Here is a 14,318-nt window from a genome sequence, read left to right as displayed (position 1 = left end):
GCTGGTTAAGGTGCGCCGACGAGAACGCGATCGGGAGGCACCGGGAGGCCACGTGTCCGATGAGGAGGACGGGGGCTCGCTGTACGTGCTGACGGCCGTGCTGCTGACCCCCGCGCAGTTTCCGGCGGTGCTCGGGGACGACTTCCCCGAGGCGTGCGCGCAGCTGGGCGTGGAGCCGGTCGCCGACGGGTACGGGCTGGTCCTGGGCCAGGACGAGGAGGGCGCGCGCTGGACGGTCGTCGTGGACGACGTCTCGCTCGTGGCCACGGCCATCGCCTCCTGGGACTGCGGCATGGAGTACGACCTGTCGCCCGACGAGCACACGATCGTGGTCTCGCTGGCGGGCTGGCCGCTGGAGCTGACGGTGTCCACGGCGGGCATCCCGGAGCCGCACGACCCGGAACAGGGCGCGGACGGCACGGGGCGGGTACCGCTGGCGCCGCCCTCGGCGGAGGTCTGGGGGCCGGTGCAGCGGCGCCTGGGCGCGGACCAGATCGCCCGGGAGTGGACCGACTGGCGCGAGCGCCTCGCGGAGGACGGCGGGGCGGCGGCAGCCGCGCACCCCGGGCTCGCGCGGGCGCTGGGTGAGGCTTCCCGGTACGAGCGGGAGACACCGCCGCCGGGGCGGGTCCGGTCGGCCTTCGCGGGCGAGGGCGTACGGACCCTGCGGGCCGACGGGCCCGGCTGGTCGCTGGTGGCCCGGACGGGCGGCCCGGCCTTCGTCCTGCTGGACGAGGAACCGGGCGGGGTGCTGGCCGTCCCCCGCGACGGGGACGCCGAACTGCCGGAGCTGTCCGGCCTGCTGGCGGCACTGGACGGCGTGGCGGTACGGCCCGCCTGAGCACACGGAGTGCGGACGAGTGGACGACGGAACACGGGGGAACGGGATGGCGGAGTCTCAGGAGCCGGTCGAGCAGGTCGCGCCGGCGGAGTCGGTGGAATCGATGGAGCCGGTGGAGTCGCGGCCGGTGGGTGTGGTCGTGGGCGGCCGGGCGGAGGTCGTCGACGACGACTGGGGGCGCGAGCGGGCGGTGATCCGGCTGGACGCCGGGCGGTTCGGCCCCGAAGCCCTGTACGGGCTGGAGGACTTCTCCCACGTCGAGGTGGTGTACCACTTCGACCGGGTGCCGGTGGAGAAGGTCGAGACGGGCGCCCGGCACCCCCGGGGGAACCAGGACTGGCCGCTGGTCGGGATCTTCGCCCAGCGCGGCAAGAACCGCCCCAACCGCATCGGCCTGTCACGGTGCAGGGTGCTCGGGGTCGACGGCCTGGACGTGCACGTGGAGGGCCTGGACGCGGTGGACGGCACCCCCGTGCTCGACCTGAAGCCGTACATGACGGAGTTCGCCCCCCGCGGCGAAACCCGCCAGCCGGAATGGGCGACGGCCCTGATGCGGGACTACTACTAGTCCACGCACGGGTCCACTACCGGTCCGCCACCCGGCCCTGGCGCAGGTCGGGCTGCGTCGGGTCCTGCGCCACGCGCGAGCGACGCTCGACCGTGAGGCCGCCCCAGGCGACCGGACTGGTGCTTCCGCCTTGGCCAACGCTCGGACCCGGCCGCGTGTTCCCGGCCGGGTTCCGGCACTTACTGGCCGACACGGCGCTTGCCGGGGTCCGGGAGCCGCATGACGATGGGGCCCTCCGCGTACGCGGCTCCACGACCCCTCGGGAGGGTGACATGGGCGATCCGTCGTTGGCGCTGCCGGGCGGGGCCGATCCCGTCGAGCACACGCGTGTCCTGCGGCGGGCGCACGAGGCCTTCACCCGCCACGGGCGGGTCGAACCGCCGGTCCGGGCCGTGATCGCGCAGTCCTGGCGGAGGTGCGCCCGGGCGCGGGTCAGTCCGGAGTGCGCGCCCCGGCAGGCCCGGGCGGAAGCGGAACTGCCGGCCTACCGCGAGCAGCATCCGCTGGCCCGGGTGATGCCGCTGTTCCGGGATCTGGTGGGGGCGTTCGCGGCGCACGGGGCCCATCTGCTCGCGGTGTGCGACGCCGGCGGCGAGTTGCTCTGGGTCGAGGGGGAGGCGGCCACCCTGCGCCGCGCCGAGCGGCTCGGCTTCGTTCCGGGCACGCGCTGGGCGGAGTCGGCGATGGGGACCAACGCGCCCGGCACGGCGGTCGCCGTCGGGGAGCCCGTGCAGGTCTTCGGGGCCGAGCACTTCAGCCGCCTGGTCCACCCCTGGACGTGCGCCGCGGCCCCGGTGCGGGACCCCGGCACGGGCCGGGTGCTCGGGGCGGTCGACATCACCGGCGGCGACGGGCTGGCCCACCCCCATTCGCTGGCGTTCGTCCAGGCGGTGGCGCGGGCGGCCGAAGCCCAGCTGGCGCTGCTGGCACCGCAGCCGCCGGCCTCCCGCGACACCCTCGCCGCCCTCGGACGGGACGAGGCGCTGCTGGTGCTCGGCGGCCGGCGCATCCCGCTGGGGCGGCGCCACAGTGAGATCGTGACGCTGCTCGCGCACCACCCCGAGGGGCTGTCCGGGGAGGAGCTGGCCATCGCCCTGTACGAGGAGGAGTCGGTGGCGGCGGTGACGCTGCGGGCGGAGATGTCCCGGCTGCGCGCCGTGCTCGGTGCCGGGAACCTGCGCTCCCGCCCGTACCGGACCGCCGCTCCCCTGGAAGCCGATTTCACCGCCGTGACCCGGCACTTGGCGGCGGGAGCCGTCTCGGCCGCCCTCACCCGCTATCCGGGCCCGCTGCTGCCGGCCTCCTCCGCGCCCGGCATCGTCCGGCTGCGGCGGCGGATCGAGGAGCAGGCGCGGGCCGCGGTGATCGCCCGGGCGGACCCGGGGCTGCTGGCCGACTGGGTGTGCAGCCCGTGGGGCGCGGAGGACCCGGCGGTGTGGCGGGCGCTGGCCGGGGCCCTGCCGCCGCAGGGCCGGCCGGCCGCGCTGGCGCGCGTACGCTCCCTCGACGAGGAGCTCGGCGCGGGCCGTGCAACGTACCCGCAACCTGCCCGCCCCTAGCCTCCTCGCCGAGCGCTGTCCGACGGCGGACGGCGCCCGGCAAGGGGAGGACACCCATGGCCCGTTACGCGGCACCCGGTACCGAGGGCGCGCTCATGTCGTACGCGTCCCGCTACGGCCACTTCATCGGCGGGGAGTACGTGGAGCCGGCCCGCGGCCGGTACTTCGAGAACCCCTCCCCCGTCACCGGGCGGCCCTTCACCGAGGTCGCGCGCGGTACGGCCGAGGACGTGGAACGGGCCCTGGACGCCGCGCACGCGGCGGCTCCGGCCTGGGGCCGCACGTCGCCGACCGAACGCTCAGCGGTCCTCCTGCGCATCGCGGACCGCATGGAACAGAACCTGGAGGCGCTGGCGGTCGCGGAGACCTGGGAGAACGGCAAGCCGGTCCGTGAGACCCTGGCGGCGGACCTGCCGCTGGCCATCGACCAGTTCCGCTACTTCGCGGGCGCCCTGCGCGCCCAGGAGGGCGCGCTCAGCCAACTCGACGAGGACACGGTGGCGTACCACTTCCACGAGCCGCTGGGCGTGGTCGGCCAGATCATCCCGTGGAACTTCCCGATCCTGATGGCCGTGTGGAAGCTGGCCCCGGCGCTGGCGGCGGGCAACGCGGTGGTCCTCAAGCCGGCCGAGCAGACCCCGGCGTCCGTCCACTACTGGCTGAGCCTGGTCGCCGACCTGCTCCCGCCCGGCGTGGTGAACATCGTCAACGGCTTCGGCGAGGAGGCCGGCAAGCCGCTGGCGTCGAGCCCGCGCGTGGCGAAGGTCGCCTTCACCGGGGAGACCTCCACGGGCCGCCTGATCATGCAGTACGCGGCGGAGCACCTCAAGCCGGTGACGCTGGAACTCGGCGGCAAGAGCCCGAACCTCTTCTTCGACGACATCTGGGCGACGGACGACGACCTGCGCGACAAGGCCCTGGAAGGCTTCACGATGTTCGCCCTGAACCAGGGCGAGGTGTGTACCAGCCCGTCGCGCGCGCTGATCGAGCGCGGCCGGTACGGCGACTTCCTGGACGCGGCGGTGGCCCGCACCGAACTCATCGTCCCGGGCCACCCCCTGGACACCGACACGATGATCGGCGCCCAGGCCTCGGAGGAGCAGCTGCGCAAGGTCCTCTCGTACGTGGAGATCGGCCAGCGGGAGGGCGCGAAGATCCTCACGGGCGGCGGCCGCATCGACCACGGCGGAGAACTGGGGGGCGGCTTCTACGTGGAGCCGACCATCTTCGAGGGCGACAACCGGATGCGGATCTTCCAGGAGGAGATCTTCGGCCCGGTGGTGTCGGTGACCTCGTTCCAGGACTTCGACGACGCCATCCGCATCGCCAACGACACGGCGTACGGCCTGGGCGCGGGCGTCTGGAGCCGCGACATCAACACCGCCTACCGCGCGGGCCGCGCCATCCAGGCGGGCCGCGTCTGGACGAACTGCTACCACGCCTACCCGGCCCACGCCGCCTTCGGCGGCTACAAGCAGTCGGGCATCGGCCGGGAGACCCACAAGATGATGCTGGAGCACTACCAGCAGACGAAGAACCTCCTGGTCAGCTACTCGCCGAAGAAGCTCGGCTTCTTCTGAGCGCCTTAGAGGGTGTCTCATGTGGCAACCCTTGACCGTGCGGAGTTTGACGAGTTGACGCCACCCTGGTCCGCGGCTGAGCCGGACGGCGGTATGGCGCGGATGAGCGGCTCGAGGGCGAGGCTGTCGCACATGTTCGCGTCGAACACGGCGGGTTCATCAGGAACCAGACGCTCCGGTTAGATCAGCACCCACGACTAAAATCGTGCCGCACGAACATCAAGTCGCCTGAGAGATTCTCTGAGCCTTGACTGGTGCGGCCGACCTGGCGGCCATCTCGATCTTCGCGCGGTAAGCCGCACGGGCTTCCTCGTCGATCCGCTTCTCGTGTTCGGGGCTCACCCCGGTCCGGCCGTCGAGGCCCTCGCGGAGGATGTCGGCGTGCCCGGCATGCCGGTTGGACTCGCCGAGGACGTGGACCATGACGGCGAACAGGTTCGTGTTGGGAGCGGGGTCCGGCCACCACGGCACGTGGCCGGGGGCGTCGAGGGGAAGCTCGTTGATCGTCGCGTCCGAGTGTTCCCACGTGCGCCGGTAGAATCCGATGATTTGATCGCGGGTCTCGTCCTCGGTCGCCCACTGATCGCTGCCGTCGTAGTCCTGCCACCGGCACAGCGGTTCCGGGGAAGGTCGGTCGAAGACCTCGCCGAAGTACCTGGCCTCGACGGTGGCCACGTGTTTGACCAGGCCGAGGAGGTTGGTCCCGGTCGCCGTCAAAGGTCGGCGGGCGTCGTATTCGGACAAGCCGTCGAGTTTCCAGAGCAGCGCCTCGCGGTCCCGCCGCAGTCTCACGTGCAGGTTGTCCTTCGCGAATTCATCGATCATGCGGCTTGAGCCTTCCATGGGTTGTTCGTGGTCTCAAGATCCTGTACGTGGTCCGCGACGGGCGGCAGAGCCGAGGTGGGCCGGTGCCAGGTGAGGATCCAGCCGGCGGTGAGCGCCGCCGCGCCGCCTGCCAGGGCGATCGCGCGGCCTGTTCCGATGCCTGCGGCCACCGAGCCGAAGCAGGCCGGTCCGACGCCCTGAAGCGTCATGCCGCCGGAGCCGAGCAGGCCGAAGGCCTGGCCCTGGCCATCCTGCGGCAGGGCGTCCAGGAACGGCCGTTGCAGGCCGAGACCGTAGGCAAATCCGAAGCCGCAGAGCAGCAGCAGACAGGACGAGACACCCACTCCGGGCTCGGCGGCGAAGCCGACAAGCGGCAGTCCCATCAGCGCAGTCAACGGGACTACCAGTCGCTCCCGGGTGGGTGGCCGTAGCAGTCGACCCACCAGCAGGTCACCGACGAGCATGCCGACCGGCAGACAGCCCATCAGCACGGCGTACCAGCCGGGCGCGAAGTGGTGTCCTCCCGCGTAGGCGACGATCAGGGCTTCCGCGCCCGCTACTAACGCGGGTGGCAGCCACTGGGCCAGCATCAGTCGTCGCACCCTGTGTCCGCGCCGCAACAGCAGGCCGGTGCCGTGCAGGCTGGCCCGGACGGCCCCGCCACCACCCCGGGCGCTGCCGGGTGTGCCGCCGAACTCTCCCGGCTGCAGCCGGGGTAGCCGGATGCGGAGGGCGAGCGCGCAGCCCAGGTAGAGGACGGCGCCTACCGCGAGCGCCCGGTGCGGGCCGAGTACCGCGACGGCCGCACCTCCCAGCGCCAGACCGAACAATTGCGCGCCGGAGGCAGCGATGTTGTTCAGTGAACGGCCCAGTACATAGGCGTCGCCCTCCAGCCACTGCGCGACCAGCCGGCTCGACGCGCCGCTGAACACCGGTGTGGCGAGGGTGACGAGCGCCACGACAGCGAGGCTTGCCGCGATCGGCATCCGCACCAGGGCGAGCAGTAGGGCGGCGGCGCACTTCAAGGCGTAGCCGCCGGCGATGAGCGCGCGGGGCGGCAGTCGGTCGGCCAGTGAGCCCAGCAGCAGCGAGCCGAACAGCTGCGGGAGGAAGCCGATGCCGAAGGCCAGTGCGCTCAGCAGCGGGGAGCCGGTGGCCGAGAAGACCAGCACCGAGAACGTGGTGATCCGCAGCGAGTCCGCGGTGATCGCGACGGTGCGGGTCGAGAAGAGCAGCCGGAATCGCGGCTCGGCCAGCACCTCCCGGTAGGTGGCCCGGTGGTTGCCCGGCGCGGGTTCGGCGGTTGGGATCATGACGCCCAACCTCGCCGTGCGCCCACGCCACTCACCAATGATTCGTCGCTGGACGAATCGGAACGGACGTCCCGCGGTAGCATCGCAGGGTGCTCCGCTTCGAAGTCTCCGTCGAGGACCTGCTGCGCAGCCGCTTCGCGCTGTCGCCCGCGATGGACCTGTGCTTCCTGCTGCGCTCGCTCGCCGGCCAGGACCGGCCGCTGCCGCGAGCCTGGGCCACCAGGCTCCTGCCGGCCTTCGGACGGCTTCGCCGCGAGAGCGAACTGGACGCCGCCCTCGCCCTGCACACGCCGCAATCCGGACCGAACTTCGTCGCCCCGCCGCCGCGCGGCCTCAACCAGACCTGGGCAGACGACCTGGCTGTGATCCGAGCCACACCACTGGAAGCGGCCCGCCGCGAATTCGCCGCCACCGCGACCGGACCGTCCGCCCGTGATCCCCGCGTACGCGCAGTGCTGGACTCGACGGACGCCGTCGCCAGGATCGCCGAGGCGATCGACCAGGCCTGGCACGAACTGCTCGCCCCGGACTGGCCGCAACTGCGCGCGATCTGTGAGCGCGACGCTATACACCGGGTGGGCGTGATCGGAGAACACGGATGGGTCACGACCATCGAGAGCCTGCACCCGAGCATCGCCTGGCAAGCCGGCGGTATCGAGATCGGCCACTTCCCTCAAGTCGGACCAGTCCGCCTCGCCGGCGACGGGCTCCTGCTGATCCCTTCGGTCTTCGTTGCGAATATCGCCGCCCACCTGGAAGACCCCTGGCCCAGGACCTTGATCTATCCTGCCCGCGGCACCGCCGCCCTGTGGGGCGAACAGGAGACCGTCCCCCAACCGGACGCGCTGACCGCTCTGGTCGGCCGGGCCCGAGCCCGGCTGCTGTTGGCTCTGCACGCCCCTGCCAGCACCAGCCACCTCGCCCGAAGCCTCGCCATGGCACCCGGCGCGGTAGGAGACCACCTCGCCATCCTGCGCGGCGCGGGCCTGCTCGTTCGCGCCCGGTCCGGACGGTCGGTGCTCTACCGGCGCACCCCGCTCGGCGAGGCACTGATCGCCGGTTCGGACTGAAGGCGCGCAGTCCACGGAGGGGGCCGGATCCGATCCCGGGGTGGAGTAGGCCAAATCTTGCTCAAGGCCGGGCCTGCGCCCGGGCCTGGGAGGCGTCTAGCTTGTCCCGACATGAGTGTCGATCGTGGCTGTGGGTCAGAGGTGCCTGTCGCGCGTCGCCGACTGGTGCGTGCGGGGTTGCGCGGGGCGGTGGCGTTAGGGGCGGGGCTGAGGTCCTGGACGAAGCGGTCCTGGGCAGCATCGCGTACGGGGTGCTGGAACTGGGCGTCCCGTTGATCGTCGTCCTGGGTCATCAGGGGTGCGGAGCGGTCGCCGCTGCAGTCCACGCCGAGGCTGGCGGCGCGCTCCCGGCGCACATCCGCTACCTGGCAGAGCGGATCCGGCCGGCGATCGATCACGGGCTTGAGGGCGAGGCCCGGATCGACGCGGCGGTCACCGAGAACGTGCGCCGGGTCCGGGCGCGCCTTACCGCTGAGCCGGACCTCGCCGCTCGGGTCGCTGACGGTTGCCTGGCCATTGTCGGTGCACGCTACGAGCTGACCAGCCAGCTGGTGCGCAAGGTGCCCTGATCAGCCATGGTCGGTGAACATCCCGGCGGACCCGCGCCAGCTAGACTTGCAGAGTTATGCAATTTACTAGTTCTGGATATGGTGGACGGGGGTTGCGGTGTGGCCGGGTTCGAGGAAGCGGCGCTGGAACGGGTCCGTGTGGCGCGGGCTCGTCTCCAGGCTGCGCACGAGGCTGACGATGCCTTCGAGGAGGCACAGGCCGCGGAGGAGCTGGAGGACGCGCTGCGCGTGGCCCATGATCACGGCGTGGCCACCGATGCCGGGGACAGCCGATGAACCTCGCGGTGCCTTCGGCGGGTCTGGGGTGTCGGTGATGGCCAGGCACCCCCGCGGGCAGACGGCTGTCGAGACACGCAGGCACGTGTGGACGGTGCCGCTGGTGCCGGGTTCCGTGCGGGCCGCGCGCGAGCGCAGCGAACGCTCTCTGGTCCTCTTCGGGCTGGAGAGCTCCTCGGCGCTCTTCGGGGCCGTGCTCTTGGTGGTCAGCGAGCTCGTGACCAACGCCGTCCGGCACGCTCAGCACTCACCGGACGCAGAAGTCACCCTCCACATGACCGAGCACCTGCTTGTGGCCTCCGTCGGGGACCTGGACTCGCGCCCGATAACGCTGGCCGATGCCGGCCGGGCCGCCGGGCAGGGGCTGCGCACGGTGGCTGACCTGGCGCGGACGTTCGGTGGTGACGTCCGTATCGAGCCTTCTTCCGGTGGGTGCGGCAAGACGGTTGTCGTGCGCTTCATCCTTCCGGAAGGCACGCCGTGACCAGCAGCAGTAGAGAGGCCGTCGAGTTGTACGAGATCACTTACCTCGGCACCGGCCCTGAGCCGGAGGTCCGCACGGTCGAGGCCGGCGAGGTCGCGGCCGTCATCGAGTACGCAGGCGAGCACGGCATGCAGGTTCTCGTCCGTCCGCGCCGCGGCCCGGTCGGGGAGCCGGGCACCGGGAAGGAAGACGCATCATGACGGACAACCCGCCAGAGAAGGACACGGCTGCGGAGCACGAGAAGTGGAAGGAGAAGGGCGTCGCGATGCGGGCCTTCTTCTACATCTTCGGCACGCATGTGTTCGCCGGGTTCATCTGGTTGCTGTTCTACCTGGGCCAGCACGCCCAGAAGTGAGACCGGGACCGAACTGGGATCCAGGCGCGCCTGGCAGTGCAGGTTCGGCATACGAGAGAGCGGCCGTCTTCCGGTGTCAGAAGCGCGTTGAACCCGCACTAACGGAAGACGGCCGCCGCATGTGGGGCGCGGGCCCTGCAGGGCCGGCACCGTGGGGCACCATCAGGTGTGGCGGCCGGCCTTGAGGTCGGCCAGGAGTTCGGCCTGGCCTTCCAGGACGCCGGAGAGGATGCCGCGGGCGACCCGCAGGAGCTCAGCGATCTGGGGATGGGTCAGGCTGTAGTGGACGTTCGAGCCTTCGCGGCGGGTGATCACCAGGTTGGCCTTGCGCAGGACGGCGAGCTGCTGGGAGAGGCTCGCGGCCTCGACCCCTACCTCGGGCAGCATCTCGGCGACCGCGTGCTCGCGTTCGGACAGGAGCTCCAGGACGCGGATGCGCACCGGGTGCCCCAGCGTTTTGAAGAACTCCGCCTTCAGCTGGTACAGCGGCGTGCTCACCTGGGTACCTCTGTCCTGACTGCCCATCTCAACACCCGGAACCGTTCCTTCGTAGGGGCATCCGTTCACCCCTCTTCATACTTCGTGACCTCTACAATTGCAGATCCCTGCAATTCATGGGCCCGGCGGGGTGCCTCCGTGACATGCGACATGCCGCTCATGATGCAGGTGCCCTTCGCCGTTCTCGTGGAGGGTGGTGCTGTTCTCAGGTGAGGGCGGGTTCCTCGGGCGACTGCGGGGTGGGCCAGTCGTCGGTGGTCCACTGCTTGACCGTCCCGCAAGCTCCGTGGGCGGCCAGCGCGGCGGCGAGGTCGCAGTGGACGGGCACGGGCGGGCAGGTCGCATCGGGGACGAGCGAGCCGTCGGCGGGGATCGCGGCGAGCTCGAGTCGGCGTCCGCTCTCGCCGAGGCGGCGGGCGGCCTGGGCGACGGCGATCTGCCCGCCGGACGACCAACCCAGCAGACCGGTCAGGTCCAGGATGACCGGGCCGGTGCCACGGGCGAGCGCCCAGCCGATCGCGCCGGCGAACCGGTCGGTGGCGTCCGCACCGAGATACCCGGCCAGGGACAACACGCCCAGGTCCTGACGGGTGGTGTAGCGCCATTCAATCGTCATCGTCAGCTCCTCGACATCACAAGGGAAGGGTGATCCAGATGGCCTTGCCACGCCCGTCCGCATCCGCCCGCACGACAGCGGTGCCGCCGAGCTCCATCGTCATCTCCACCACCATGGCCAGGCCGCTGCCGGGCGCGGTGCCGAGCGCACCGAACAGAGCGGGCTGATAGGGGTGATGGTCGTGGACGGCGAACGCAAAGGCGCCGGGGCCGTGGGCGTAGGTCACGGTGATCATCGGTGAGGCCACCGCGGCGTGACGCACGGCGTTGGTGACCAACTCGGCCACGATCAGCAGGGCCGGTCCCACGCTCGGATGGCGAAGGCCCACCCCGCATTCCACGAGGACCAGCTCGGTGGTCTCCCGGGCGATACGCACGGCGGAGCCCATGGCCGGCACGTCCAGCACGTGCCGGTAGGGCATCGCCTCGACCTGAACACTCACTGGCCCGCCCCCGAGACCGTACGGGCCAGACGGAAGCCGGACACGGACTGCGGGTGCAGGCGCAGCAGGGTGTCGTGCGGACCGTGGGCCCAGCCGGGCAGGGTGCGCCGGTAGTGGGCGGCTTCGTCGGGGTCGGCGATGACGTCAGCTGGCCCGTGAGCGCTGACCGTCCAGCCGGTGCCGGCCGGGCTGGGGATCTCGTCCACCTGGTAGGTCAGCAGCGCCCGGCCGGGAATCGTGGCGGCCTGTACGGGGGCTCGGACGACGAGGCGTCCGTACTCCATGACGTGTGCGGCGGGCCGTACGACGGCCACCTCCCGCTGGACGTAGACGAGCCGGCCCTGGGCGGAGCCTTCGAGGAGCCACAGGGCCTCGGTGCCGGAGACCTCGATCATGCGGCGGTCGGCGGGGGCGGTCATCGTGCGGCCTTCCGGATGCGGTGCGGTCGGTGATGCGGACGGGGCAGCAGTCCCGCCTGCTCCAGGTACTTACGGGCGCCGGCGATCGCCTCTGGAGTGGTGGCGTACTCGCGGCCCTCCAGGCGCAGCAGCTCGAGGGCGCCCACGGCGTCCAGGGCCTGGCGCTGGCCGGGCCGGATACCGGAGGTCATCACGGCGATGCCGCGCCGGTTCAGCTTCTCCACCGCGTCCTTCAGGACGAGGGCGCCGGTGGCGTCGAGGGTGGTCACCCGCGCCATCCGGAGGATGACCACCTTCACGTCGGCGACCTCGGAGAGTTCGAGGAGGAAGCGGTGGGCGCCGGCGAAGAAGAGCGGTCCGTCGATGCGGTAGGCCACGATGTGCTCGGCGAGCAGGGCGTGCTCTTCGTCCCTGTGCTCGCCGGGCAGGTCGGGGCGGAAGTCGACCTGCTCCATACGGGCCTGGCTCGCCACCGCCTTCAAGGCGAGGGCTCCGGCGACGACGAGGCCGATGATCACGGCGTACACGAGGTCGAGGATCAGGGTGGCGGCGGCGGTCAGGACGAGGACGACGGCGTCGGAGCGGGTCGCCTTGGCCATCGCGCGCAGCGAGCCGACCTCCACCATGCGAATCGCCGTCGCCAACAGCACGCCCGCCAGCGCCGCGAGCGGGATCTTCGAGACGAGGGGGGCGGCGGCGAACACGATCACGGCGAGGACCGCGGCGTGGGTGAGCGCGGCCAGCCGGGAGGAGGCGCCCGTACGGACGTTGACCGCGGTCCGGGCGATGGCGGCGGTGGCGGGCACGCCGCCGAACAGCGGGGCCGCGAGGTTGGCGATGCCCTGCCCGAACAGTTCCTTGTCCGGGTCGTGCCGCTGCCCCACCGTCATCCCGTCCGCCACCGTCGCGGACAGCAGAGACTCCAGCGCGGCGAGGGCCGCGACCGCGACCGCCGGCGCCAGCAGCGACCCGAACGCGGAAGCATCGAGGAAGGCCAGAGACGGGGCGGGCAGCCCGGAGGGAAGGTCACCGATCGGGGCCGCCGCGTCCAGGTGGAAGAGCTGCGCAACCGCCGTGGCGGCAATGACCGCAACGATCGAAAACGGGACCGTCGGCTTCCACCGGGCGCCGGCCAGCATCACCGCCGCGACACCCACGGAGAGGCCGATCGCCGTCCAGTTCGGGAAGGCCACGAACTCCACGAACGCCCGCCAGGCCACGATCAGGACCTTCTCGCCCTCCGGCTTCTCGACGCCGAGCGCGTTGGGTATCTGTTGGAGGCCGATCACGCACGCGATCCCCAGGGTGAAGCCCTCCACCACCGGTGCCGGCACGTACCGCATGTACTGCCCGGCCCGCAGCAGCGCGAGACCGACCAGCAGGACACCGGCCATCAGACCTACGGTGAGGACGCCGCCGGGTCCGTACTCGGCGACGATCGGCACCAGGACCACGGTCATCGCACCGGTCGGCCCGGACACTTGGAGGTTCGACCCGCCGAACAAGGCGGCGAGCGCACCCGCGACCACGGCGGTGGCCAGCCCCGCCTCCGCGCCCAGACCGGAGGAGACCCCGAACCCGAGCGCGAGGGGAAGGGCGACGATCGCCACGGTCAGGCCGGCCAGCAGGTCCCGGCGGGGGCTGCGGGCCATCACCGCGTAGTCCGCCCGGGCGGGCAGGACGGAGCGGACCCGGCCCAGCACGGCCGTCACCGCAGTGTTCACGCTCACGAGGCCGCAACCTCGGACTCGCGCAGTTCCTCCAGCAGCACGCTCTGCCCCGTCAGGACCTCGGTCAGGATCCGCCGCGCCGCCAGCATCAGCTGCGCCACGTCCCCGCCCGCCAGCTCGTAGACGACCGTCGCGCCGTTACGGGTCGAGGTGACGATCCCCGACCGGCGCAGGACCGCGAGCTGCTGGGACAGGGCGGAGGGCTCGACCTCGATCGCGGCCAGCAAGTCCCGCACCAGCATCGGCCCGTCCTGCAGCAGCTCCAGAACCCTTATCCGCACCGGATGCCCGAGCATCCGAAAGAACTCGGCCTTGGCCTGATACAGCGGAACCGGCACGGTCTCGCACCCTTCTCACCACCCCCGAACGGGGCAAACGCCTGGTGCTGCGCCCGCGGCTACCTACGAGCACAGCATATGCAGCATCTATGAAATTGCAGACTTTTGCAATTCAACGATTCTGCGACCCACCGCCGGACTGCGGGGCGACATGGGGGTCACCGGGCGGCTACGCGTGACACCCCCCGCCTGGCATGTAGCGACTTGCAGACTTTTGCAATTTGTTATTATGGCTACTCCATCGCGCGGGTGCCCGTCGGTCGGCCAACCGGTCCACCCCAGGGTGCCCCCGCTTCCCGACGTCCAGAAACCTGCGTGAATGAGCGACAACCTGCCTCCGTGTCCGAAGTGCTCCAGTGAGTACACCTACGAGATGAACGCTCTGATGGTCTGCCCGGAGTGCGGCCACGAATGGGTACCTGCCGAGAGCGCTGAAGGCGACGTCGGCGCCACCGGGGAGCGGGTGGTCAAGGACGCCGTCGGCAACGTGCTGTGCGACGGCGACAGCGTGACCGTCGTCAAAGCGCTGAAGGTCAAGGGCAGCCCCTCGGGCATCAAGGCGGGCACCAAGGTCCGCAACATCCGCTTGATCGACGGCGTCGACGGCCACGACATCGACTGCCGGATCGAGGGCTTCGGAGCCATGCAGCTCAAGTCGAGCGTGGTCAAGAAGGCCTGACCCGCGCATCGCGCATACAAGATTGCCGTCTCGGCCGCCTGGAGCACAGAGCGCACTTCCCCGCCCCCTCGGCGGGCCTGGTGACGAGCACCCCCGTAGTCGGCATAGGAGCGGGTCATGCAGCGGGGGGTGCCGTGCAGGGTCTCGGTGTCGACC

General features: G+C 71.3%; 18 protein-coding genes and 1 pseudogene. 10 read left to right on the top strand and 9 right to left on the bottom strand.

Annotated elements, in window-relative coordinates:
- Positions 1 to 52: 52 nt before the first annotated feature.
- From ACZ597_RS09900 to exaC, 4 genes are all read left to right on the top strand, one after another.
- Positions 53 to 841, top strand: coding sequence for a hypothetical protein (locus tag ACZ597_RS09900; protein WP_471327405.1), 789 nt, complete (start codon positions 53 to 55; stop codon positions 839 to 841).
- A gap of 103 nt (positions 842 to 944) precedes the next feature.
- Positions 945 to 1,409, top strand: coding sequence for an SAM-dependent methyltransferase (locus tag ACZ597_RS09895; RefSeq protein ID WP_471327956.1), 465 nt, complete (start codon positions 945 to 947; stop codon positions 1,407 to 1,409).
- A gap of 272 nt (positions 1,410 to 1,681) precedes the next feature.
- Positions 1,682 to 2,968, top strand: a complete 1,287-nt coding sequence (locus ACZ597_RS09890) for a GAF domain-containing protein (protein ID WP_471327402.1) — start codon at positions 1,682 to 1,684, stop codon at positions 2,966 to 2,968.
- A gap of 56 nt (positions 2,969 to 3,024) precedes the next feature.
- On the top strand, positions 3,025 to 4,548 hold the full coding sequence (exaC, locus tag ACZ597_RS09885) for an acetaldehyde dehydrogenase ExaC (RefSeq protein WP_471327398.1): 1,524 nt from the start codon (positions 3,025 to 3,027) through the stop codon (positions 4,546 to 4,548).
- Between the two features lie 219 nt (positions 4,549 to 4,767).
- On the opposite strand, the gene ACZ597_RS09880 is transcribed toward exaC, so the two are convergent.
- Positions 4,768 to 5,373 (bottom strand): DinB family protein, encoded by a 606-nt coding sequence (locus ACZ597_RS09880; RefSeq protein WP_471327395.1) that lies wholly within the window; start codon positions 5,371 to 5,373, stop codon positions 4,768 to 4,770.
- Positions 5,370 to 6,686 (bottom strand): MFS transporter, encoded by a 1,317-nt coding sequence (locus ACZ597_RS09875; RefSeq protein WP_471327393.1) that lies wholly within the window; start codon positions 6,684 to 6,686, stop codon positions 5,370 to 5,372. The genes ACZ597_RS09880 and ACZ597_RS09875 overlap by 4 nt, the downstream gene beginning before the upstream one ends.
- An 89-nt stretch (positions 6,687 to 6,775) precedes the next feature.
- Between ACZ597_RS09875 and ACZ597_RS09870 the strand changes: the two genes are divergently transcribed.
- Positions 6,776 to 7,756: an ArsR/SmtB family transcription factor gene (locus tag ACZ597_RS09870; RefSeq protein WP_471327390.1), complete on the top strand. Its 981-nt coding sequence runs from the start codon at positions 6,776 to 6,778 to the stop codon at positions 7,754 to 7,756.
- Positions 7,757 to 7,950: 194 nt separating this feature from the next.
- A pseudogene (locus ACZ597_RS09865) lies at positions 7,951 to 8,325 on the top strand (carbonic anhydrase); the annotation flags it as partial.
- A gap of 66 nt (positions 8,326 to 8,391) precedes the next feature.
- Here ACZ597_RS09865 and ACZ597_RS09860 read toward each other — a convergent pair.
- Positions 8,392 to 8,562, bottom strand: a complete 171-nt coding sequence (locus ACZ597_RS09860) for a hypothetical protein (RefSeq protein ID WP_386619311.1) — start codon at positions 8,560 to 8,562, stop codon at positions 8,392 to 8,394.
- Positions 8,563 to 8,704: 142 nt separating this feature from the next.
- Here ACZ597_RS09860 and ACZ597_RS09855 point away from each other — a divergent pair, with 142 nt between their 5' ends.
- Genes ACZ597_RS09855 through ACZ597_RS09845 form a run of 3 tightly spaced genes read left to right on the top strand, consistent with a single transcriptional unit; the run spans position 8,705 to position 9,440 of the window.
- The gene (locus tag ACZ597_RS09855) at positions 8,705 to 9,085 is read left to right on the top strand and encodes an ATP-binding protein (protein ID WP_471327387.1); all 381 of its coding nucleotides are present in this window, start codon (positions 8,705 to 8,707) and stop codon (positions 9,083 to 9,085) included.
- On the top strand, positions 9,082 to 9,285 hold the full coding sequence (locus tag ACZ597_RS09850; protein WP_471327384.1) for a hypothetical protein: 204 nt from the start codon (positions 9,082 to 9,084) through the stop codon (positions 9,283 to 9,285). Before ACZ597_RS09855 ends, ACZ597_RS09850 begins: the two co-directional genes overlap by 4 nt.
- Positions 9,282 to 9,440, top strand: coding sequence for a DUF6126 family protein (locus tag ACZ597_RS09845; protein ID WP_384885724.1), 159 nt, complete (start codon positions 9,282 to 9,284; stop codon positions 9,438 to 9,440). Before ACZ597_RS09850 ends, ACZ597_RS09845 begins: the two co-directional genes overlap by 4 nt.
- Positions 9,441 to 9,602: 162 nt before the next feature.
- On the opposite strand, the gene ACZ597_RS09840 is transcribed toward ACZ597_RS09845, so the two are convergent.
- From ACZ597_RS09840 to ACZ597_RS09815, 6 genes are all read right to left on the bottom strand, one after another.
- Positions 9,603 to 9,938, bottom strand: a complete 336-nt coding sequence (locus tag ACZ597_RS09840; protein ID WP_384885722.1) for an ArsR/SmtB family transcription factor — start codon at positions 9,936 to 9,938, stop codon at positions 9,603 to 9,605.
- 205 nt (positions 9,939 to 10,143) lie between these two features.
- Positions 10,144 to 10,554, bottom strand: coding sequence for an STAS domain-containing protein (locus tag ACZ597_RS09835; protein WP_471327380.1), 411 nt, complete (start codon positions 10,552 to 10,554; stop codon positions 10,144 to 10,146).
- A 16-nt stretch (positions 10,555 to 10,570) separates the two neighbouring features.
- Positions 10,571 to 10,996 carry an ATP-binding protein gene (locus ACZ597_RS09830; protein ID WP_471327377.1) on the bottom strand — a complete coding sequence of 142 codons (426 nt, stop codon included), beginning with the start codon at positions 10,994 to 10,996 and terminating at the stop codon, positions 10,571 to 10,573.
- Positions 10,993 to 11,415: a pyridoxamine 5'-phosphate oxidase family protein gene (locus tag ACZ597_RS09825; protein ID WP_471327374.1), complete on the bottom strand. Its 423-nt coding sequence runs from the start codon at positions 11,413 to 11,415 to the stop codon at positions 10,993 to 10,995. Before ACZ597_RS09825 ends, ACZ597_RS09830 begins: the two co-directional genes overlap by 4 nt.
- Positions 11,412 to 13,067 carry a SulP family inorganic anion transporter gene (locus ACZ597_RS09820; protein ID WP_471327954.1) on the bottom strand — a complete coding sequence of 552 codons (1,656 nt, stop codon included), beginning with the start codon at positions 13,065 to 13,067 and terminating at the stop codon, positions 11,412 to 11,414. Before ACZ597_RS09820 ends, ACZ597_RS09825 begins: the two co-directional genes overlap by 4 nt.
- Positions 13,068 to 13,141: 74 nt before the next feature.
- Positions 13,142 to 13,483, bottom strand: a complete 342-nt coding sequence (locus ACZ597_RS09815) for an ArsR/SmtB family transcription factor (RefSeq protein WP_471327371.1) — start codon at positions 13,481 to 13,483, stop codon at positions 13,142 to 13,144.
- Between the two features lie 319 nt (positions 13,484 to 13,802).
- On the opposite strand from ACZ597_RS09815, the gene ACZ597_RS09810 reads away from it, so the two are divergent.
- The gene (locus tag ACZ597_RS09810; protein ID WP_285544680.1) at positions 13,803 to 14,162 is read left to right on the top strand and encodes a zinc ribbon domain-containing protein YjdM; all 360 of its coding nucleotides are present in this window, start codon (positions 13,803 to 13,805) and stop codon (positions 14,160 to 14,162) included.
- Positions 14,163 to 14,318 lie beyond the last annotated feature (156 nt).

The sequence above is a fragment of the Streptomyces sp. NPDC040718 genome (genome assembly GCF_055593565.1).
Note: the sequence above shows the minus strand (reverse complement) of the source record. Positions and strands in the feature narration are given on the sequence as shown.